We start from the raw sequence: 21104 nt of genomic DNA, 5'->3' as shown, positions 1-21104 counted from the left end.
TTGAAGACGATCGAGAGCTATATCGTCACCATCAACCAGCACATGGACGCGATCGCCACGTCCGCCCGCGAACAGTCGGTGGGCTTGTCCGAGGTCAACACCGCCGTCAACCAGATGGACCAGGTGACCCAGCAGAACGCCGCAATGGTCGAGGAAGCCAATGCGGCGGGCGCCACCCTCGCCAACGAGGCAAGCCGCCTGCGCGGCCTGATCGGCCAGTTCCAGCTTGGGGCGTCGGCCTCCTACCAGCCGGCATCGCAGCGCGCAGCGGCACCGGTCGCCAAGGCCGGAGCCAAATCCGCTCCGGTCGCTTCGCCGGCCCGCAGCATGATGGGCAAGATCGCCAATGCCTTCTCGGCCAAGGGTTCTGCGGCCGTCGCCGTCAGCAATGACAGCTGGGAAGAGTTCTGAGGCAATCTGGCCTCAGCTGAATGAAAACAAGGGCGGGTGGCGCAAGCCATCCGCCCTCTTCTTTTGAGGTTACGGCTGCGGCGTATTCGCCTCGATCATCGCCGTCAGCGTCGCCAGCCGGTTCGCGTCGCGAGGCAGCTTGTCTTGGCCCGGAGCCGAGGCGCTGGAGGGATATCAAGAGGTCTCTGCCCATGCACCGGGCCGGGAGAAAGCTCAGACCGCCAACGAGGATGTGCCGGAAAACCTGGATTATCGGCTTGGGACGGTGCCCGATACGATCTGGGATACTTCGATGATGAGACATGCAGGCTCGAACCTTTGCCGAACCCCTTCGGTCCAAAAGTGTTACCCATGTCTCCGGAATAAACCGTAACCCATGTGTCCAGAATGGACCCAAGGGAGCTTGGCTGGGGCGCCTGGAACAAAATCCAACTATTTCCAGGTCATTGATTTTGATCAACCTATTGCATCTATTATTGTTTTTTAAGTAGGACTGTTCCGGTTTGGCGTTCCGGAATGGTGCTACGGAAGAACGAAAATGGCAAGGCTGACTTACCTCGAACGACGCGGCGCAACCTACTATGCGAGGATCGATATTCCGCTTGATCTCGTGCCGCACTACGGCACCACGACCCGGAAGAAATCGCTTCGAACAAAGGATGAGCGGACTGCGAAGGTTGCCCTGTGGCCAGTGATTGAACAGTGGCGGGCAGAGTTTGAGGAAGTCCGATCCCGTCGTGAGATCACTGCTAACGACATGGCGCTGGCGACATGGCAGCACTTACGAGGAAACGCTGGAGCGCGACGAGGAAAATCGGCGCAACATGCCAACCGCAGCCGAAATCGAAGCTGAAGAAGAAAAAATCTGGCGCAGGATCGGCGCGGGCGAGGTCGGCTCGCACGATTTCACCGGCATGATCAACGCGCAGACAGACTACAACCTCATGGTTATGCGCCGAGACATGGACGCGAAATCGAGGCAGCGTCGGCTCAACGTATTACGGCAGCATTTGCTTACGGGGGAGAACAAGCTGGTATTGGATGCCGTGGCGCGGTTCATCAACGACAACCGGCTGATAGTTGGCAACGACTCTCCCGACTACCGCGAGCTTTGCACTCGGTTTATCCGCGCAGAGATCGAAGGTTTAGAGCGAACCCTAGAGCGCGATCAGGGTAACTTTGCGGGCGCTCCCAAAGACCCCATTATCAAACCGGCTGTTGCGTCGGTTCGGGAGCGAGCTGCGCCGGGCGAGAGGATCATGGAACTCTTCGCGGTCTATGAGCGGGAGAACCCGAACCAGATCACGCCCGATACGCTCAAGCAGGCTCGGCGTGACATAGGCACTTTCGTTGAACTGGTTGGCAGCAACTATCCCGTTCACCGGATCGACAAGAAGGCGATTCGCGAATGGAAGGCGCTCTTGATGAAGTATCCAGTGAAGGCAACCGAAACGAAGGCCTTCCGAGGAATGAACATCGCGCAGATCGTGAAGCACAATGAGGAGGTCGGCAAACCAGTTCTTACGCCCCGAACCGTCAATCGCTACCTCTCCAGCCTCGGCGCATTCTGCAACTGGCTTGTTTCGCATGGCTACCTGGACCAGAACCCGACCGAAGGAATGTCGCTGGCGAAAGAGAAGAAGAAAAGCACCCTGCCCTTCACAATCGAGCAGATGAATACCCTGTTCAAGTCGCCACTCTTCACCGGCTGCCAGAGCGCAGACGAATGGCGCAACATCGCCAAAGCGGGAACCGCCCTAATCCGCGATCATCGCTTTTGGGTGCCGCTTATCATGCTCTACTCCGGCGCACGGCCCGCAGAGATCGCACAACTTTCCATCGCGGACGTGCGTGAACAGAGCGGCCATTGGATCATGCACATCACAGAGGAAGGTGAAGGCAACAAGAGCGTGAAGACGAAAGGCTCTATGCGCGTGGTGCCGGTTCATGCGGAACTAGTGAAGCTTGGCTTTCTTGAGTATCACGCCGGGATGAAGAAGGCTGGTCAGACCCGCCTGTTCCCGCTAGCAGAGCGGAACTCACGCGGACAGATGATTGCCGACTTCAGCCGTGAGTTTGGCCGCTACCTCATCCGGATTGGAATGAAGAACGGGCGCGGCCTGTCTCTGTACAGTTTCCGACACGGCGCAACAGACGCCCTTCGACGAGCCGGCTATCTTGATGAACAGTTCGGCTTCATTCTAGGCCATGCGAAGGCCAGCACGACCGGCATTTACGGCATCCTCCCACAGGGGATGCTTGAACAGCGCGTCGAGCTTGTGAACGCGATTGCCTATCCCGGCTTGGACTTGTCTCACCTAATGCTGCGATAGATCGCTAGACCAAGCTCCACGATCTTCAGCATGAGAAAAACAGCGGTTAGCAGTTCAGTGATCTCGCTCATTGACGCACTCCTATGGATGGGGCGTCTCCCCATCTAGAGGCGAAAGGTTATCGCGAAAAACAGCTGCGGGGACGAATCAGATGTGATTTCTTTCCTATTAACTAGGATTTTTTTCAGTTAAGGGATTCACACCGGATTCCGAGCATGAGACAATAGTTCCAAGTTGAACTCGGAACTAGCAAATGGCTATCGCCAATTTTGTCTCTCGTACAGCTAAAGCTCTAGGCTTCTTGCAGGAGAAGAAGGCATACCCGCTTTCTGATCCCGCTATTTCCGATTTCTTTGGTGTTGCGCCTACTATGTCAGGCGTCAATGTGAGCGGACACGCGGCACTTTATGTTCCTGCTGTTCTTCAGGCAGTTCGTCTTATCTCCGAAACTATCGGATCATTGCCTTGCAAGCTCTACGAAGAGACTGAAGCTGGCAAGGAAGCTGCCAAGGATCATTCCGCACATAAGATCGTGCACAGCCGGGCGAATGAATGGACAGGCGCCGGAGAGCTTCGTGCGGTCCTTACCGCCGATGCAGTGTTGCGCGGCGGCGGCTTTGCCCGCGTCATCCGCTTTCCCGATGGCCGTCCGTTTGAGGTAGTCCGGATCAAGCCTGAGAAGGTGATGATCCTGGAGGATGAGATTTCTGGCGCTCCGGTCTACCGTGTCAGCGAGGCGACCGGCACCCGCGATCACCACTTCACTGAAATCCTGCACATTCCCTGCTTCCTCGGAAGATCACCGATCTCCTACGGTAAGGAAGCTATCGGCCTCGCATCGATCCTAGAGCGGCATGGTGCTCAGTTCTTTGGCTCCGGCGCACGTCCTTCTGGCATCATCACCAATGAGAAACCGCAAGGCAGCGAAGCCGGCGCTACGACCGTAGCCAACATCAAGAAATCCTTCCGGCTCTGGCAGACAAGCGCCAATGGCGACCCGCTAATCATGGATGCCGGTTGGAAGTACGAGCAGCCGGCGATGGCTTCCACCGATGCACAGTTCCTCGAAAACCGCATTGAGCAGATCAACGAGATTGCCCGCATCTTCGGCGTTCCGCCGCATATGCTCTATCAGCTTGATCGGGCGACCTGGAGCAATGCGGAACAGATGGCCGCAAGTTTCCTTCAGCTCTGCCTTCGTCCGTGGTTGGATCGTTGGCAGGACGCCTATGCAACCGTTCTCCTGACTGAGGAAGAGCGCGACAGCCACTACTTCGAATTCGTCATTGATGACCTGCAGCGCGCAGACTCCGCAGCCCGCGCCGAAATCTTCAGCAAGCTCATCGCGGCCCGCGTGATGACCCCTAACGAGGTTCGCGCTGCGATGAACATGCCGCCGCTTCCCGGTGGTGATCAGCTTAGCAATCCCTACACCACCACGAGCCAACCGGCACGCCATGAACCGCCGAAGGAAGCCGCATGATCACGCACACCGCATTCTTTGGCGACGGTGAAAAGACCTTCGCGTTCACCCACGAACTTCTTCTAGAGCTGGAGCGGAAGACCGGACACGGCATCTTTGCGCTCTTCACCCGCGTTCAAACGCGACAGGCATCCTTTGCAGATATGGCCGAAACCATCCGTATCGGCTTGATCGGTGGTGGAGCTACACCGGCTGAAGCCGCCGCATTGATCAACACCTATGCCGTTGCGCGTCCACTTGGCGAAAGCCTTGCCGTTGCGCTCGGCATCCTCAGCACCTTGTTCTTTGGTCCTGATGAGCCTGAAGCCGATCCTCAGAGCGATCTACGACAGGCCGCAGCGTCCGGCGATCTCTCCGCTGCCGTCAATGAAGCTCTGAACCGGGTGGCAGCATGACAGAGACTGCCAACCTCGAAATGAAGGCGGACGTCTCGATTGATGACGCCGGCACCGTGACCGGCATCGCATGGCCGTTCGGCAAGCCCGATAGCTATGGTGATCTCATTGAGCCGACCGCATTCCGCTTCGCCGCTGAAGTCCCGATGCTCCTGGAGCATGAACAGCGGCAGGTCGTTGGCATCTGGAACTCATACGCTGTCACCGACAAGGGACTTGAGGTGAAGGGCCGCTTGTTTGTCGAAGGCATCGGTCCTGCTCGCCATGCTCGCCAGCAACTGAAGGCGGGCACGATGTCCGGTTTGTCGATTGGCTACCGGCTGCACGAACACAAGGCCCGCCCTGAAGGTGGGCGTGTCCTGACTGACCTTACCATCACAGAAATCTCGCTATGCCGACGCCCGGTCCACCCGGACGCCCGCACCATTGAAGTCAAATCCATCATCGAAGGAAAGCCCATGGAAAACGAACTTGAGAATGCACCGGAAGCCAAGGCCGATCCGGTTGTGACTGCCGAAGAGATCAAGGCGCTGAAGTCGGACATCGCTACGCTGAAGGCGAAGCTCAACCGCCCGACCGCTGCGAACAACAACCAGCCCAACGGCGAAAACGACAACAGCGAGCAGAAGGCGTTCTTCAACGTCCTGCGCAAGGGCGAAGCCCGCATCGCCGATGAAGAGCGCAAGGCGCTCACGGTGGCTGAAGATGCGACCGCTGGCTATCTGGCACCGGAGCAGTTCGGCTCGGAACTGATCAAGCTCCTGAAGGAGTTCAATCCTATCCGGCAGTATGCGCGCGTTGTCTCGATTGGCGCGAAGGAGATCAAGTATCCCCGCCGCATCGGCTCCCCTACCGCATTTTGGGTGAGCGAGACGGAAGATCGCACCCATTCCGAACCGGCCTATGCACAGATCAGCATCACACCGCACGAACTGGCGACCTACACGGACGTTTCCAATCAGCTTCTGGAAGACAACGCCTACAACCTCGAAGGTGAACTGGCGACTGAGTTTGCTGAAGCCTTTGCCACGACCGAAGCGCTCGCCTTCCTGAAGGGCACCGGCAACGCGAACTATCAGCCGGTTGGCCTGTTGACCAACGCGAGTGTTGAAGCCGTCACTACGGGCGATGCCGCTGGCTTCCCGGCGTCCTCGCCTGCCGATGTTTTGATTGGCATGTTCCATCATCTGCCGACCGCTCACGCGCAGCGCGGCGTCTGGATGATGAACCGCAACACCCTCGCTGAAATCCGCAAGTGGAAGGACGGCGAAGGCAACTATCTCGTTGCTAATCCGATCAGCGAAGGGATGCCGACGACCTTGCTCGGCAGACCGGTGATCGAATGCCTTGACATGGACGACATTGAGGCCGGCAAGACGCCCATCGTCTTTGGCGATCTTCAGGGCTACCGGATCATTGACCGCATTCAGCTTTCGGTTCTTCGCGACCCGTACACGCTGGCGACGAAGGGGCAGGTTCGCTTCCACGCGCGCCGGCGCACCGGTGGTGACGTCACCCATCCTGACCGCTTCGTGAAGCTTCAGGTCGCGGCTTAACCATGACCTATCAGCGGCCGGCATATGAGGAAGTGACGATTGCGCACGGTGGAAACACCGTGGCGCTTCGCCCTTCCTTGCGGGCCGCTCTTACTCTCGTTGAGCAGCATGGCTTTCCTACGCTGTTCCGCGCCGTCGATGACTTCAACGTTACGATTGTTTCCGAGATCATCCTGGCGACAGCCACCAGTCGGCAGGATGCAGCGGCCTTCCTTTCAGGGCATTGGGCAAGGCCGCTTCTCCCCTTCATGCTCGCAGTTCGCCAACCGCTTGTCGAACTCGTGTCGATGTTCATTCCGGCACCCGATCCGAAGACGAAGCGAGCAGCCGGCAAGCCCGTCGCATGGCCCACTTACTATCGCGAGCTTTACCGCATCGCGACCGGCTGGCTTGGTTGGACGCCTGAAGCAGCTTGGAACGCAACACCTACTGAGATCACAGAAGCAGCCGCTGGCAAATACGCCATGCTCCGCGCCATCCATGGCGGCGCGGAAGATGATCAGCCTGCCTACGATCCTCGCGAAGAAATCGCACCGGAAGAGGTTCGGGAAGGCATCAACAAGCTAAAGAGCATCGCAAGGGGGCAACGCCGTGCCTAGGCCTCCCCATCTTTGCACTTGCGGTCGCATTGTCCCCAACGGCAAACGCTGCGCTTGCCAGATCCTCGCATCACGCCAGCGTAAGGCGCGTCACGATGCCCGCCGTCCTTCAGCCCGCGAACGCGGCTATAACCACGAGTGGCGCAAGGCCCGCCTCGAATACCTCGCGATGCACCCGCACTGCCGCGAGTGCAGCAAGAACGGCATCACGCGAGTTGCCACGGTTGTTGACCACATCATTCCGCATAAAGGCGACACGCGCCTGTTCTGGCACCGCGCTAACTGGCAGCCTCTCTGCACTCCTTGCCACAACTCGGTCAAGCAACGGCAGGAGCGTCGCCTTTGACGACCGTTGCAGTCCAACCTCACTCGGAGCGAGGCTTCCAAAGCTTCAGGCTTGCTGCAATCCGATCTGTGCCTTCGCCGGTCATCAACACGATCCCTGGAAGGCTTAGATACCCCTTCTCACGAACCAGTCTCAAAACTGTATCGTCCTTGGTATCAGTCGCGAACGCGACGACCCTGTCACATAAATCCCAAAATTCTGGCAGGTCGCATCCGGTCATACAAAAGAGGTCTACCGCATCGGTGATACCGTCCGAATTGAAGTCGAGTGCGAAAAGAAGAACATCACGGTCACCCGGAAGAAAAAATGAACAGCCTTCCGTGGGTTCGGTGCCTGCTACATTGCTCAGCTCGCCGCATTCGATCCCTGCGAACGGAGTGAAGATCGGAAGCTGGCCAAAGAGGCCGCTAACCTCATTCGTTCGCGTAGTCCACAGATCTGCTGCTGTCGCTTGTAGCGGCAGGATGAAGAGCAGCGTTCCAACGAGAAGCTTTTTTAGGTCAAGGTGCAACAGGTTTCCTCCCAGTCGGAGTTGCACGCTAGGCCAGGACGCGAGGCGATTCAAGCAAGTGCCGGGGTGTCTCCAATTTTGTGCATTCAACGGGGACCGGCGCCGGGAGCACCGCGCAAGAGACACCGAAAATAACTTTTTCAGGAAGCGAGAATGTCAGCAGTAAGTCTTGAATTGGCGAAGGCTCATATGAAGGTCGATGACACCGCAGAAGATGCGTTGATTTCGCTCTACATCGAAGCCGCTGAAGCATGGTGTGGGAACTACATCGGAAAAGCGATTGCCGATCTTGAACCTGTCCCGGCTGATATCAAGCTCGCGATCTTGCGCCTTGTCGCCTTCTATTTCGAGTGCCGGAACATCGCCAGCTTTGGCCTGTCGATGCAACTTGCTCCGCATGGCGTGACATCGATCCTCGATAGCTACCGCGAAAGGTGGTTCACCGATGCCGCGTAAGAATGACGGTAGCCTCGGCAACGTCCTTGCCTCAATGGATCGTGTCAAAGCCGAAGCTCGTGCGGCAGTGATGGAGTCGCTGCTGAAGGGGGCAACCCATATAGCTGTCACGGCCCGCACCTTCGCGCCGGTCGATAGCGGCGATCTTCGCGATAGCATTGAAGTTACACCTCCTGGCACCCATACCCCGCCCTTTAGCCAGCCGGGCGGCTCACGCGTGGCCGGTGAAACCGAAGTGATCATAACTGCCGGGAATGAAGATGTCAGATATGCGCACCTTCAGGAATACGGCACGTCCAACACCGAAGCACAGCCGTTCTTCTGGCCTGCCTACCGCCTCAACGCTCAGAAGGTGAAGCGGAACGCAGCAAACCTGTTCAAGCGCCGGATCAAGAAGGCTTGGAAGGGGCAACAGTGATGGAACCGACACTGGCACTTCAGACGGCAATCCGGACGGCGCTGATCAACTCGCCTGCCGTGACCGGCATCGTCCCGGCTGATCATATCCGTTCCGGCAGCACCCGGCCTGACAAGACGCCGGCAATCATCATGAGCGACGGCAACACCGCCTTGCGCGGCCACGACTACACCGCTCAACGGACGGCATGGGTTTATCTGGACCTTCACGTTTGGACGCTGGACGCTGGCGAGGATGCGGCGAAGGAGATCGCGGGAGCGGTTACGGCTGCACTCGACAAGCCCCTGCTTTTTGAGGGGTGCGAGTGCGACCATTTCCGCGTCACCGGCTCTCGGTTTCCGCGTGATCCAGATCCCGCCTACGGCCACGGCATCCTGTCGGTCGAAGCTCTTATCAGGTGGATCATCTGATGCTGAATATCGGGAAGCTTGATCGCCGCATTACCATTGAGCGGGAAACCGAGACGGTGAAACCCTCCGGCAGCGTCGTGAAAGTGTGGACGCCGGTTGCAACGGTATGGTCGGAGGTTCTTCAGCAGTCAGCAAGCGAGTTCTTCACCGGCTTCGGTGAAGCCGAAACTGGCACCATGATCTTCCGCGTCCGATATCTCCCTGGCATCAAAACTGCCGACCGCGTGGCCTATGACGGCCAACACTACGGCTTGAAAGAGATCAAGACGCTCGGCAGGCGGGATGCCCTTGAGCTTCGTGGGGAGGCTCTGCGGTGACACACCTTCGCGGCGTGAAGCCTTCTCTTGCACCTGACCGCGCTCCACTCACGAAGGCACCGCCCGCGCCGAAGTGGATGACGGATGAAGCGCGCGCTGAGTGGAAGCGCATCATGCCGCGCCTGATCGAAGACCGGATCATCACGAAGGCTGATCTGACCGGCATCGAAAACTACTGCGTTGCCGTTGGTCGCGTGCGCGAGATCGAAGCTCTGTTTCGCACTGCTGGCTTAGACAAGGTTCTCTTCGGAATGCAGAACCGGGCGATGCAGACGGCCCGGCAGCTTGCCGCTGAATATGGCTTGTCGCCGGTTTCCCGCGCTCGTGTCGGCAGCGCCGCGAATGACGATGATGAAGACGACAACCCGCTCACCATTGGCAGGAACCGGCAGTGAGCAAAAGCGCGTTTCCCCATTGGATCTATGACGGCACCGCCATCGCTGACCCGTTCGGCTATGGGCAGGAAGCCGTCGATTTCATTCGGGCGCTGAAGCATCCGGCAAGCACCGCACCGAAAGGCCGATTTCAACTCTTCGATTTTCAGGAGCGCATGACGCGCCGCATCTATGGTCCGCGCAACCCCGATGGTTCGCGGATTGTCCGCGCCGTCTTCCTGATGCTGCCGCGTGGGAACCGGAAGACCAGCATTGCGGCGGCATGGGCGCTTCTCCATACCATCGGGCCTGAGGCCCGCCCGGCAGGACAGGCGATCTTCGCCGCGTCCAACCGCGAACAGGCCGGCATCGGTTTCAAAGAAGCCGCGAACATCGTGCGGGAAGACAAGCGGCTTGTCGGTGCGACGCGCATCTATGACGCGCACAACTCGGCAAAGAAGATCACCTGCCGGTCGAATGCCGCCGAACTCTTGGCAATCTCCAGCGACGGCGCAGCACAGCACGGCAAGACGCCTTCCTTCGTCCTTGTTGACGAAATCCACGCTTGGAAGGGCCGTGATCTTTGGGAAGCCCTCAAGTCCGGCATGGCGAAGGTGCCGGACACGCTCATGATCATCGCCACGACCGCAGGCCGTGGACAGGAGAATATCGGCTTCGAACTCTATGATTACGCTCGCAAGGTCGCGACTGGCGAGATCCATGATCCGTCCTTCCTGCCCATCATCTTCGAAGCCGAGCCGGGCGACGATTGGAAGGACGAAACCGTTTGGCACAAGGTCAATCCAGGCCTCACTCACGGCTTCCCTGATCTCGGTGGCCTTCGCACGATGGCGCGTGAAGCCGAACATCGGCCCGCCGAACGGTTCGCGTTCCAGCAGTTCCACCTGAATATGTGGCAGGCGGCTTCCCGCGATCCGCTCTTCGATATGGCTGTGTATGATGAGGGGCGTGATCCGCACTTCGATCCCTCTGAGCTTGAGGAACTGCCCTGTTACCTCGGCGTGGACCTCTCCCGCTCCGGTGACTTGACGGCCATCGTCGCAGCTTTCCGGCACGACGATGGACGCATCTCAGTTCAACCCTGGTTCTTCCTCCCTTCGGATGGCTTGGAAGACAAGGCTAGGCTCGAACAGGTGCCCTATCTTCGCTGGCGCGATGACGGCTTTCTTGATGTTATCGACGGCGCGGTAATCGAACCCAACGTGATAGCCGACCGCATCATTGACCTCTGCGGCACCTACAGCGTGCAGGAAGTCATCTTCGATCCTTCGCTTGCCGGGCCGATCATGGCGAAGCTCATGGATCACGGCATCAACGTGCTTCAGCTTCCCCAGACCGCAAAGCATATGCACGGCCCGATCTGTGATCTTGAGCGCGTCGTGAATGGCCGCCGCATCCGACACGGCGCGCACCCGATTCTTCGCAATCACTTTGAGAGTGTCGTTGTGAAACGGGCAACGAGTGCAAGCGAGTTGACCACGATGCACAAGGGCACCCGGCACAGTAATCATATCGACGGCGCTATTGCGTCCGCCCTGGCTGTTTCGCGTGCCGTTGCCAACGACAACAGGCGCTCGATCTTCGATCTCGATCCCGACGATTTTGACCAGCTTCGCGCTGAAGCAGCATGAGGAATAACTAATGGACGATGTTCAACGCCTACTGATCTCGCTTGAAGGCCGCTTCAATAAGTACGAACGCGACCTCGACAGGACGAAAAACCGCACCCGCACCAACTTCCGGGCAATGGAGAAGCAGGCAGCGGATAGCGCGAAGAAGATGGACAACGTCATGGCCGGCGCGCTCAAGAGCTTCGGCAAGGGCTTGGCGGGCGGCGTGATCGGTGGCCTCGCCATCGGTGGCCTCGATCAGATCGTGTCGCGAGTTGGCGATATCGCTAAGAACATCGCCAGCATCGGCAATGAGGCGAAGCGCGCCGGCCTTAGCACAAAGGCCTTTCAAGAGCTTGGTTATGTAGCGCAGCAGAACCGCATTCCCGTTGACGCCCTTGTCGACGGCATGAAGGAGCTAAATCTTCGCGCTGATGAATTCGTCGTCACCGGGAAGGGCAGCGCTGCTGAAGCTTTCCAACGGCTCGGTTATTCAGCGCAAGACCTGAAGCGTAAGCTTGAAGACCCTTCGACTCTGTTGGTGGAGATCATCGGCAGGCTTCAGCAGTTGGATCGGGCGGCACAGATCCGCATCGCAGATGAGATCTTCGGTGGAACAGGCGGTGAGCGCTTCGTCGAGTTGATCGATCAAGGCGCTGAAGGCATCCGGCGCGCGATCAAGGAAGCCAATGATCTCGGCATCGTCATGGATGATGAGCTTATCCGGCGCGCCGATGAACTGGACCGGAAGTTTCAGGCTATCGGCAACACGATCAGCACCTACACAAAGCAGGCCGTGGTTGGCTTAGTCGGTGCCATGGATGACTTTCTAGACCGGTTCAACAAGGTCGAAGAGCAGTCAGATCGGAACGTGCAGAACCGACTGCTGGACACCTACAACGACATTGCCGCTGAGAAGCAGAAGCTTGCGGACCTTCAGCAGATCAGCCTCGGCACTCCTGCCGACCTGATGAACATCACGGCCTCACAGAAGGAGATCGAACGCCTCACGGCTGAAGCCATGCGCCTTCGCGACATTCTGGACAGGCGCAACGGCTACCGGGAAGACTTCATCTATAAGACCGGTGAAGACGCAAAATATGCAAAGCCACCTCTCGATAGCCTGAACAACGCGCTAACCGGGACCGGCAGCGCGGCAGGGGCGGGCGCGAAGGGCTTGGATAGCTTTGCGAGTGCCGTGCGGGCGCTGAAGGATGAGGTTCCTGACCTCGCCAACGGCCTGGCGCAACTCGACGCGCAAACTCGCATCGATCAAGCTTATCGGGCCGCATTAGGCCAAGCCCGCACCATGGGAGAGGTCTATCTTGCCAACGAGCTTCGCGGGAATGCTCTTTCCGCAGTTGCCGTTCGCTCGGCTACCGACGACCCGACCCGCTACCTGACCAACGTCCTGGCGTCCGGCAAGTCTCAGGCGCATATCAACGGCCTTGCCAGCACCTTCGCGGAAAAGCTGGCGAAGATGCTGGCTTCCATGCCAGATGACTTGAAAGGCAGCGTCACCATCAATTCCGGCTATCGCTCGGTTGAGCGACAGCAGCAGCTTTGGCTTCAGGCACTGAAGAAGTACGGTTCACCTGACGCCGCGCGCAAATGGGTAGCGCCGCCCGGCAATAGCCAGCACAACAAGGGTAACGCTGCCGACCTGGGCTATAGCTCGGATGCCGCCCGGCAGTGGGTGCATGGCAACGCTTCCCGCTTTGGTCTGACATTCCCGCTCTCTAACGAGAACTGGCACATTGAAGACGCTGAGGCCCGGCAGCAGCTCAACAGTCAGGAAATGGAGCGGAAGATTGCCGTCGCGACCGAACAGGCGGACGCTTACCGGCAGATCACGACGGAGGCCCGCAACTTCATTCTAGGCCAGCAGACGGAACGGCAGGCGCTCGATATGACGACCGATGCCGCTGCCGCTCTACGGTATGAGCAACAGATGCTTGCTGAAGCGCAGCGCGCGGGCATCACCTTAACCGACCAGCAGCGGCAGGAGATCGCCAATCTCGCCGCTGGCATGGCAGGCGCTGAAGGGGCGGTTCAGTCCTATGTTCAAACTCAGGAGCAGGCTTCAGCGGCTGCGCAGTTCTTCGGTCAACAGGCCGTCGATGCTCTTTCCGGCCTCCTCACTGGCACCATGACCGCAGAGCACGCGTTGCAGCAGTTGCTGCAAACACTCGTGAAGGCAGCGCTTCAGGCCGCGCTCTTGGGTGAAGGGCCGCTTGCCGGATTGCTTGGCGGAAAGCCGAAGGCACCGACCGGCAACGGCAGCAGCAAGAAGGGCCTCGGCTCTATCCTTGGCGCAATCTTCGGCTTCGCGGACGGCGGCTATACCGGTCACGGTGGAAAGCATGAACCGGCAGGCGTGGTGCATCGCGGCGAATACGTGATGAGCAAGCGCGCGGTTGAGCGCATTGGTGTTGCCAACCTTGAAGCCATGCACCGGGGCGCGCTGAAGGCCGGCTATGCCGACGGCGGTTACGTGGGGCAACCTCGGCTTCCCGCGGCGAATGTCGCACCCGCTAACCAGAACGCACCGCAGATCGCAATCAGTGCTCCGGTCACTGTGAATGCCAACGGTGGCACTCCGGAGCAGAACGCCGATCTGGCAAAGCAGGTATCGCGGCAGATGGAAGCCACGATGCGTGGCGTTGTCGCTGATGAGCTTCGGCGGCAGATGCGCCCCGGTAACATGCTGAATAACGGGCGTAGCCGCTGAAAGCAAAACGCCCGGCTAGTCAGGCCGGGCGCTCATGCAGGAGCAGCAGCCCCTTCTAGACTGCTAGGCAATATTATCCATCAGTTTAAGACCCTTTTCAAGCAAGTATGTCTGCTCTCGCTGTCAAATCACCATAGTCTAGATGATGTTTTGACAGCGCAAATCTGTTGCCGGTCATCGTTGTCGTTGCTATCATAGATGCCAACAACAGAAAGGGCCGGTCAACTTTCGACGGAGACCGACCCTTAAACAAGTGCTATGCGATGAACTATACTGAATCCGGCGCTCCCGGTCAAGATTCTATTGTCGTTGGAGGTGACTCTTCCGCTCGTGAAGGTGCCGGATTTACGGCGCGCAAAAACGAGTGTTTTGCAACATTTCCGTCGCCGGAAAACCAGACTGAAGCCCTTGCGCCGCAGGGCGTTCGGCATGTTTCATCGCCTCCTGGTGTAGTTACATACCAATCCCCCAGCCGGCCTTCCTCCAATCCTCCTGCTTACATTTGCCTGGGCAAAGAGTGGCTGTCTAAGCGTCCGAAGCCTCGTGGCCGTCATGCACGTAAGCCGAAGAAGATCACGAAAGCAGCGGCCCGGCATTCGAAGGATGAGAAGAAGACCATCATCGCAGCACGTGCTTTCCAGCGTGAGGCCATTGCCTTCAGCCTTAACTTCAGTCCGAGGAAGATCGCCCAACTGAAGGCGTCGAGCGATCCGGTGCGCATCATCTACAACGAGATCAATCGTTCCGCGAAGACGATCCTCGGCTATGCACTTCCCATTAGCTTTGAGTTCGATCTTGATGATAACGACCGCCTGCACTGCCACGGCATCGCTGTTCTTCCCGATTGGGAGAAGGAGACGATTGCCAAGTTCCGGCACGTCCTAAAGCGCGCGGGAGGGGTTATGCATGGTCGCGGCAGCGGTCGGCAGGTTGATGTTGACCGACTAAAAGACTGGAAGGGCTGGACCGGCTACCAGCACAAGAACGCGGATCGTGTCATTGCCCTGCTCGGCACTGAGAAGATCGACTACGCCTCACGCGAGCTGAAGCGCCTTGCCTTCAGCGACCATGATGCCGAACTCAACCGGCAGAAGGAAAGCCGGCGCCGGAAGAAGGACAACCCGACGGTCAAAACGGCCACAGCGACTCCACAGCGGCGACGGAAGCTCTCGGCTAATGTCAGGCACTCTCCGGCGCGCCATCGCTCTGTGCGGCGCTCACCGACTCAAACATGGCGTCAGCCATCCCGGCGCGTCTGCCGGTCGCTTCAGTTCCATCGCAGATCAGCGACCGGCCCGCCGTAATCAGTCAATACTGACTTCGCTAAGTTATTGTAATCATTTCTTATAATGGACTCATTTCGCCGGATCACAGATGAAGAAGCTGTAGGGACTAACCGGAAAGGACATACCCGCAATGACTTCTATCATTCTCGACTCCACGACCCATACACGCCTCCTGGACGGCCTTATGGCTGCTGCCGCCGATGCGCTTGCCGTCAATGATCCGGCACCGTTCGTCATCGCCCTGGCGCAGATCGCCAATATTTACCCGCAGCAGGTCATGGACTACTGGACGCCGGATGCTGAGGTCGAATGAGGCAAAGTTGAAACCAGCGGAATTTTTTTGTGCAGTCCGTCGATCTCGCGACTATTCAGAGGGGTGTATTAAGAAAGGAGACGCCAGAATGGCCCTTAGCCCTCGACTACAGCAGCTTGTTAACTCCCAGCGGAAGCATCACGAGGCCAAGGCAGACCGGTTCGCATCGGTCGCTGAAAGCCTCATAGACGAACTGTCCGGAAACCGCATGACGCGGGAAGCTATACAAGCCCTCATGGCGACGGAGGTCGAGCTTGCTGAAATGGATGCAAGCGGTGAACTGACAAAGGCCGATATCGAAAAGGAGTGGCAGCAGTTCGTGGCTGATCCAAACAGGTACGGAAAAATTACCTAACTTGCCCTGTGAGATTTGCCCGGCGATCTTCATCGCCGGGCAATCCCTTAGATGTCTCTCAAGTTCTCAAGTTCATTGAACGGATACCAACGCAAGAGCGGCATCGCGCAAGCTGTAGCGTTCGGATTAGTGCTGACTGGGTTAGACCCTACCAGCCGGACAGAAATAGTCGTCCTGCCTGTATAGCCACCCATGCGGTTCTTCGCATTTGCCTTCACACATACGAACTGGAGCTTGCCGTCTGGCGTGGCGTCCATCACGCTCGATATCTCGGCGTCTCGCACTGAGTATGGATCAATCAAATAGTCGCGAGCATCCCGAACGATGGCCGCTCTAATTGCAGGCGTCGGCTGGCGCTGCGAGGCCATCACCCTATCGACTTCACCTTGTGTCACGCAGCCCGACAAAGCAGCGCCGGCAGCGGCGACGAACATGATCTTCTTCATTTACCCCTCACCCTAGATTGCCATGCAGTGATATGCGATGGTTCCCGCAACCACAAGGTTGCAGGAGGGGATTCCACACCAATGGTTTCAGGCTACGATAAGACGCCGCCCGAACCTCGGTATGAACCGGAGTTTGGCCCCGCTGCGCAGTGGGTTATTATCGGCCTCGTGATTGGGCTATTCTGCGGGGCTGTCGCGCTGCTGTTCTTTTAGCCCCACTCACCTGAGGCGGACAAGTCGTTCCTCAACAGCTTGCATGTCATAAACAAATCCTTGCCAGCCGGCACGTCTTGCCTTTTCAGATAGTGGCTTTCGCGGCTTGAACATTTCCACTGTTTGAAGGTCGGCGGACAGATAGAAAATCGAATACTGCTGAAGTGGATCAACTAATACAAGATAAAGTGGAAAGTAGATTGCTGCTTCCATCCTAGCAATCTGCGGGCCCCATGCGGCTCCTAGGATAGCTTTGGGTATCCTGTCAATATTCTTCGTGCTTGAAGTCTTAACCTGAGCAAGGTAGCCGCAAAAGTCACAGATGACGTCTGCGCATTTGAAGTTCGGCGGCAACCGAACCAAGCTCTTCGCTCTTTTGCATTTAGGACATATGCACTCTTGAACGATACGTTGCTCCCCGAACGTCCCTAGAGCCTGCCTGACTGTAACCATTGCACTGCTTCCGAAGCTATGATCACTAGTGGGTAATCTCGGCGAAGCGAGCGTGCAGAAGTTCGTCAATGCTCCAGCGCGCGTTGTTGCGCACAAAGTTGAGCATTTGTATCAGATCAGAATCCTCTAGGACTATCATAAAGCCCCTGCCATCGCTCGCGGTGTCCCTGCAGCCCGCCACGATCCGTTCCCGATTATCCATGGAGCGGCACAATAGAAATCCAACAAACCCTCTGTGGTGGCTGAAGCGACCGGCGAGTTGGTCAAGTTCGGGGTTCCGCATCTCCTTGACGTAGTTTTTGCACTCCACGGGGATGCTTAACGCCCGGCCTTGCGGTGATACCATCATTGCGTGAAAGAAACCCCGCTCTGCCGCGTTGGTGAAGCGAATATCGAGACGCTTCCTCCCCTCATGCAGTTCGGCCTCCTTTACTGGTGTGATCAATTGGGGATGAAAAAGAAACGTACAGATTGCCATCGCATGATGGTGATAAGTCGAAGCGTCAGCACTCCCAGCAGGAATTGCTCGCAAACGATCGATTAACGCCTCCGCGAACGCACCTTCGTCGAAGAACATTTCTAGCATATCTGGCGGAATTGGTCCGGATGCGCCCTTGATCCTTTTGTAGGTCTCAAGAACATCAGGGTGATCTAGAACGAACCGAGCTAGATCATCCTTCACGAATGGGTGTCTCTCTTTCACGGCCTTTTTGGTTACGTACCTCTCACCCGTCCCCTTGAAAACTTGAACCAGTGCCGAATTCGAGTTCAGGTACTCCTGTTTTAGGAACTCGACCATGTAGTGGTTGTAGAACTCCTGGCTATCGAGCGACAACTTGAACCGCACGCTGAACTTTGGGACCAGGAGAATTGGTTTCCCCCCATGAACCGGAAGCTCTAGTTCCGACGCCAACCAATCCGCACGCTCTGCCGACCAAGTCGGACCTAGGCTTCTAACCACTCTCGTGGGAATGCCAAGAAGGTCGCACTGTTCCTTCGTGTATTGCGCAAGATGCCCCCGCAGAACGTTAGTTGTCAGGTCCGAAATCATGTCCGGGCCGACCCCATGAATAAACAACTCAGCTTCGGAAATGTCCCCGATTACCCCTGTCTGGAACGCTCGGCTTCTCCTGAGGGCGTCCGCAAACCTAGCCGCCTTATCTGACCCCACACCTCGTCCGCTGGGACGCCCAACAGACTGGCCGAGGTATGTCTCGTTGGGTTCCCCAAGGCGGCTCATTAGATGAGCTACCCTTCCCTCATTGCCTAGCCGTAGCTGGTTCAAAACTTCCGTAAAGAAGGATCTGATCGCGTCTCCACACTTGGCAGACCATTCATCATCGCGAATCTGAATAGCGTATGGGTCGATGTATAGCGGCGTGTCTGTTGCTAGATCGATGTCAACGAAGTCCAGGGTGGCCTGCGTATTACTCAATCCAAAAACTACACTAAAGCGTGTCATGCGAATCTCCCGGCCCACTTGAACTATTGAGCAGTTAGCCCTTAGGTTGCAAGGCCGGACAGTATCGATTCACACCTACGTTCACGATTTGGGGATTATGTGACGCAACGACTTTCATACCGCGAATTCAAAGATGAGCTTCTTCTATCCATTGCCATATCGGCAAACGGCGAGACGAATAAGTTCATCAATCCCGAAGAAGTGGCCCTTCGGATACAGGATAGATATAGCTCAACATGGGTTATGAGCGCTGCGGCTGACCTGACGGAAATGGGCTATCTTACTGGCACAACTTTTCTGAGCGGTGGTGGTTCTTATGCTCTGTTAGGGGCAGGTCTTGAGAGGGCGGAGGAAGTTGCGGGGGAAAAGGCAACTGACCTTTACGAATTGATCGATGAAGCCAATGCCACTCCCCTAGCTGACGAGCATGGGAACATACTAACCAACGAAAATGACAACAGTCTGCTGGTGCAGATCGATCCGTGGGAAGCCGAACCGCCTCAGGTCATTCAGATCGATCATCTATCTCCGGACTTCAAATCGCTTGATCGCGCCCTTCGCGACCAGATCGAGATATTGCGGGGTGACAACTCGTTGCTGGCGGAAGGTGCCGAAGCGGGTCAGCGCCTAGCGGAGCTAGAAGCGGGCCGGATTCTAATCAAGGCAGATCAGGCTGATGGAAACCTAGTTAAGCGAGTTGTCATCCCTGCCCTTCGTTATCTTCTTGAGAAAGCAACAGACGAGGTCACAAAAACTGGCATCCGAAGAATCATTGACTTGGTAATGGGCCTTTTCAACTGAACCGCGTCATCCGGTCGGCAGCATGATCCGGATTAGTGCCCCGGAAAACTGTTCCGGTTACGTTCATTTTGCTTCCCTAAAATAAATTCAAAAACATGCAGTTAATGAGTGTGGCTGGGGCGCCTGGATTCGAACCAGGGGATGGCGGTACCAAAAACCGCTGCCTTACCGCTTGGCTACGCCCCACCGTGACAGGCCATGGAGCAGTTTCGAATTCACTGCCGGGCCAAGTGCGGCCTGCTCTAGCAAAGCTTCCTGCCGGCGGCAATCGTTCCCGAAGAGGTTTTTTGCAGATTTCCAGGACAGGCTCGTGGTAGAGCGGGCGCGAACCGAACGACTATCCGGCGGAGAAGACATGGCCGAGAGAGACGAGACCGAGGAGCCGAGCTTCGACCTCGCGTTCCAGCCGGCCTATGGCGAGCCCGTGCCTGTGGCCGAGAACGTGCAGCGGCTGACGGTCAACAATCCCTCGCCCTTCACCTTTCACGGAACCAATACCTATATCGTCGGCCGCTCCTCGGTCGCGGTGGTCGATCCCGGCCCCGAGGACGAAGCGCATTTCCAGGCCCTGATGGCATCGCTGAAAGGGCGCGAGGTCACGCACATCTTCGTCAGCCATACGCATCGCGACCATTCTCCGCTGGCCCGCCGCCTGAAGGAGGCGACCGGAGCCGTCACGGTGGCGGAAGGCATCCATCGCGCGGCACGGCCGCTGTTTGCCGGAGAGGCCAACCCCTTCGCCGAGAGCGCCGACAGCGCCTTCGCACCGGATATCGCCGTCGCGGACGGCCAGACCGTCGAGGGGGACGGCTGGCGGATGACGGCCGTGCATACGCCCGGCCATACCGCCAACCACTCGGCCTTTGCACTGGAAGACAGCGGCATCCTCTTCTCCGCCGACCATGTCATGGCCTGGGCCACGACGATCGTTGCACCGCCCGACGGCTCGATGGCCGACTTCATGGAGTCGATCGAGAAGCTTCTGATCCGCGAGGATCGCCTGTTCCTGCCCGGCCATGGCGGTCCGGTGCGGGAGCCGGCATCCTTTCTGAGAGGCCTGAGGACCCACAGGCGGATGCGCGAACGGGCCGTGCTCGAGCGGATCAGGGCGGGCGACCGGCTGATCGCCGACATGGTCAAGGCGATCTATACGCGCACCGATCCGCGGCTGCACGGCGCCGCCGCACTCTCGGTGCTCGCGCATCTGGAGGACCTCGTCGAGAAGGGGCGGGTTTCGACCGAGGGGCCGCCATCGCTCAAGAGCACCTATTTTCCCGCCTGAACCTCGGCTCCGCACGCCTGGCGGAACATCATCGTCGCCTTTCCGTTGTCGGGGGCGGTCAGACGGCCGCATCACGAAGAAGACGAGGAAGATGATGAAGACGTTCACACTTGCAGCCGCCGCCACCCTCATCGCCGGAGCAGCCTTCGCGCAGGCTCCGCTCACCGCCCCGATCGTGGTCCTGCCGCAGGCCCAGGGTGCTGCCCCGACGCATCTTCTGACGGGCGAGTTCGACGATCATGACGTCTATGGCGCCGACGGCAAGGAGATCGGCGAGATCGAAGACATCGTCCTCAATCTCGACGGCACCGTAGCGGCCGTCGCACTGGAGGTGGGCGGCTTCCTCGGCATCGGCGAGCAGGACGTGCTGGTCGCCTGGAGCGCGCTGGAAATCACGGCGGAGAACGACGGCATCCGCATCGCCGCGCCGACCCTGACCCGCGAGGTGCTGGAGCAGGCGGAAGCCGTCCACCTCGCCAAGCTCGGCCTCGGCGACGACTGAACCGGCAGGAACACGCGGGC

At 58.0% G+C, this 21104-nt stretch carries 24 protein-coding genes, 1 tRNA gene and 1 pseudogene; 20 read left to right on the top strand and 6 right to left on the bottom strand.

The genetic code is table 11. The features are described 5' to 3' along the window. From RTCK_RS03220 to RTCK_RS21090, 8 genes and pseudogenes are all read left to right on the top strand, one after another. Positions 1-411, top strand: a pseudogene (locus tag RTCK_RS03220) (methyl-accepting chemotaxis protein); the annotation flags it as partial. 538 nt (positions 412-949) lie between these two features. Continuing rightward, the gene (locus RTCK_RS20745; protein ID WP_235988512.1) at positions 950-1264 is read left to right on the top strand and encodes a DUF6538 domain-containing protein; all 315 of its coding nucleotides are present in this window, start codon (positions 950-952) and stop codon (positions 1262-1264) included. Next, the gene (locus RTCK_RS03215; RefSeq protein WP_235988510.1) at positions 1236-2744 is read left to right on the top strand and encodes a site-specific integrase; all 1509 of its coding nucleotides are present in this window, start codon (positions 1236-1238) and stop codon (positions 2742-2744) included. The genes RTCK_RS20745 and RTCK_RS03215 overlap by 29 nt, the downstream gene beginning before the upstream one ends. Positions 2745-2997: 253 nt before the next feature. After that, positions 2998-4227: a phage portal protein gene (locus RTCK_RS03210; RefSeq protein ID WP_142591562.1), complete on the top strand. Its 1230-nt coding sequence runs from the start codon at positions 2998-3000 to the stop codon at positions 4225-4227. Then, a complete protein-coding gene (locus RTCK_RS03205; RefSeq protein WP_142591559.1) occupies positions 4224-4622 on the top strand; it encodes a gene transfer agent family protein in 399 nt (132 codons plus the stop codon). Before RTCK_RS03210 ends, RTCK_RS03205 begins: the two co-directional genes overlap by 4 nt. Positions 4623-4642: 20 nt before the next feature. Beyond that, positions 4643-6178 (top strand): phage major capsid protein, encoded by a 1536-nt coding sequence (locus RTCK_RS03200; protein WP_235988508.1) that lies wholly within the window; start codon positions 4643-4645, stop codon positions 6176-6178. A gap of 2 nt (positions 6179-6180) precedes the next feature. After that, entirely contained in the window at positions 6181-6777 is a 597-nt protein-coding gene (locus tag RTCK_RS03195; protein WP_142591555.1) for a hypothetical protein, read from the top strand. 169 nt (positions 6778-6946) lie between these two features. Then, positions 6947-7123 (top strand): HNH endonuclease, encoded by a 177-nt coding sequence (locus RTCK_RS21090; RefSeq protein ID WP_328803896.1) that lies wholly within the window; start codon positions 6947-6949, stop codon positions 7121-7123. A 19-nt stretch (positions 7124-7142) separates the two neighbouring features. On the opposite strand, the gene RTCK_RS03185 is transcribed toward RTCK_RS21090, so the two are convergent. Next, entirely contained in the window at positions 7143-7634 is a 492-nt protein-coding gene (locus RTCK_RS03185; RefSeq protein ID WP_142591551.1) for a hypothetical protein, read from the bottom strand. A 153-nt stretch (positions 7635-7787) separates the two neighbouring features. On the opposite strand from RTCK_RS03185, the gene RTCK_RS03180 reads away from it, so the two are divergent. The 9 genes from RTCK_RS03180 (at position 7788) to RTCK_RS03140 (ending at position 15570) form a co-directional block, all read left to right on the top strand. Then, positions 7788-8090: a head-tail connector protein gene (locus RTCK_RS03180; protein WP_142591549.1), complete on the top strand. Its 303-nt coding sequence runs from the start codon at positions 7788-7790 to the stop codon at positions 8088-8090. Further along, positions 8080-8508 (top strand): HK97-gp10 family putative phage morphogenesis protein, encoded by a 429-nt coding sequence (locus RTCK_RS03175; protein WP_142591546.1) that lies wholly within the window; start codon positions 8080-8082, stop codon positions 8506-8508. Before RTCK_RS03180 ends, RTCK_RS03175 begins: the two co-directional genes overlap by 11 nt. Then, complete coding sequence (locus RTCK_RS03170) at positions 8508-8918, top strand: DUF3168 domain-containing protein (RefSeq protein WP_235988506.1); 411 nt, start codon at positions 8508-8510, stop codon at positions 8916-8918. The genes RTCK_RS03175 and RTCK_RS03170 overlap by 1 nt, the downstream gene beginning before the upstream one ends. Continuing rightward, entirely contained in the window at positions 8918-9235 is a 318-nt protein-coding gene (locus tag RTCK_RS03165) for a phage head closure protein (protein ID WP_142591574.1), read from the top strand. Before RTCK_RS03170 ends, RTCK_RS03165 begins: the two co-directional genes overlap by 1 nt. A gap of 77 nt (positions 9236-9312) precedes the next feature. Beyond that, entirely contained in the window at positions 9313-9630 is a 318-nt protein-coding gene (locus RTCK_RS03160) for a P27 family phage terminase small subunit (protein WP_142591542.1), read from the top strand. Then, positions 9627-11261 carry a terminase large subunit gene (locus tag RTCK_RS03155; protein ID WP_142591540.1) on the top strand — a complete coding sequence of 545 codons (1635 nt, stop codon included), beginning with the start codon at positions 9627-9629 and terminating at the stop codon, positions 11259-11261. The genes RTCK_RS03160 and RTCK_RS03155 overlap by 4 nt, the downstream gene beginning before the upstream one ends. A gap of 10 nt (positions 11262-11271) precedes the next feature. Beyond that, positions 11272-13971: a D-alanyl-D-alanine carboxypeptidase family protein gene (locus tag RTCK_RS03150; protein ID WP_142591538.1), complete on the top strand. Its 2700-nt coding sequence runs from the start codon at positions 11272-11274 to the stop codon at positions 13969-13971. A 263-nt stretch (positions 13972-14234) separates the two neighbouring features. Continuing rightward, on the top strand, positions 14235-15275 hold the full coding sequence (locus RTCK_RS03145; protein WP_142591536.1) for a hypothetical protein: 1041 nt from the start codon (positions 14235-14237) through the stop codon (positions 15273-15275). A 112-nt stretch (positions 15276-15387) separates the two neighbouring features. Further along, the gene (locus RTCK_RS03140; protein WP_142591534.1) at positions 15388-15570 is read left to right on the top strand and encodes a hypothetical protein; all 183 of its coding nucleotides are present in this window, start codon (positions 15388-15390) and stop codon (positions 15568-15570) included. Between the two features lie 106 nt (positions 15571-15676). On the opposite strand, the gene RTCK_RS03135 is transcribed toward RTCK_RS03140, so the two are convergent. The 4 genes from RTCK_RS03135 to RTCK_RS03120 all read right to left on the bottom strand — a co-directional run bounded on the left by RTCK_RS03135 (position 15677) and on the right by RTCK_RS03120 (position 18499). Then, positions 15677-15958: a hypothetical protein gene (locus tag RTCK_RS03135; RefSeq protein WP_142591533.1), complete on the bottom strand. Its 282-nt coding sequence runs from the start codon at positions 15956-15958 to the stop codon at positions 15677-15679. Between the two features lie 14 nt (positions 15959-15972). Continuing rightward, positions 15973-16371, bottom strand: a complete 399-nt coding sequence (locus tag RTCK_RS03130; protein ID WP_142591531.1) for a hypothetical protein — start codon at positions 16369-16371, stop codon at positions 15973-15975. 219 nt (positions 16372-16590) lie between these two features. Then, positions 16591-17037, bottom strand: coding sequence for a DpnI domain-containing protein (locus RTCK_RS03125; protein WP_142591529.1), 447 nt, complete (start codon positions 17035-17037; stop codon positions 16591-16593). Positions 17038-17062: 25 nt separating this feature from the next. Next, on the bottom strand, positions 17063-18499 hold the full coding sequence (locus RTCK_RS03120; RefSeq protein ID WP_142591527.1) for a hypothetical protein: 1437 nt from the start codon (positions 18497-18499) through the stop codon (positions 17063-17065). A 99-nt stretch (positions 18500-18598) separates the two neighbouring features. On the opposite strand from RTCK_RS03120, the gene RTCK_RS03115 reads away from it, so the two are divergent. Next, positions 18599-19300, top strand: coding sequence for a hypothetical protein (locus tag RTCK_RS03115; RefSeq protein ID WP_142591525.1), 702 nt, complete (start codon positions 18599-18601; stop codon positions 19298-19300). A 111-nt stretch (positions 19301-19411) separates the two neighbouring features. Here RTCK_RS03115 and RTCK_RS03110 read toward each other — a convergent pair. Further along, positions 19412-19486 (bottom strand) — tRNA-Gln (locus RTCK_RS03110). A 169-nt stretch (positions 19487-19655) separates the two neighbouring features. Here RTCK_RS03110 and RTCK_RS03105 point away from each other — a divergent pair. Continuing rightward, positions 19656-20582: an MBL fold metallo-hydrolase gene (locus tag RTCK_RS03105; RefSeq protein ID WP_142591523.1), complete on the top strand. Its 927-nt coding sequence runs from the start codon at positions 19656-19658 to the stop codon at positions 20580-20582. A gap of 94 nt (positions 20583-20676) precedes the next feature. Beyond that, complete coding sequence (locus RTCK_RS03100) at positions 20677-21084, top strand: PRC-barrel domain-containing protein (RefSeq protein WP_185927889.1); 408 nt, start codon at positions 20677-20679, stop codon at positions 21082-21084. The last annotated feature ends 20 nt before the right edge of the window (positions 21085-21104 follow it).

It is taken from the genome of Pseudorhizobium endolithicum, assembly GCF_902153245.2.
Classification (GTDB): domain Bacteria; phylum Pseudomonadota; class Alphaproteobacteria; order Rhizobiales; family Rhizobiaceae; genus Neorhizobium; species Neorhizobium endolithicum.
This window is presented reverse-complemented; position numbering and strand designations above follow the sequence as displayed.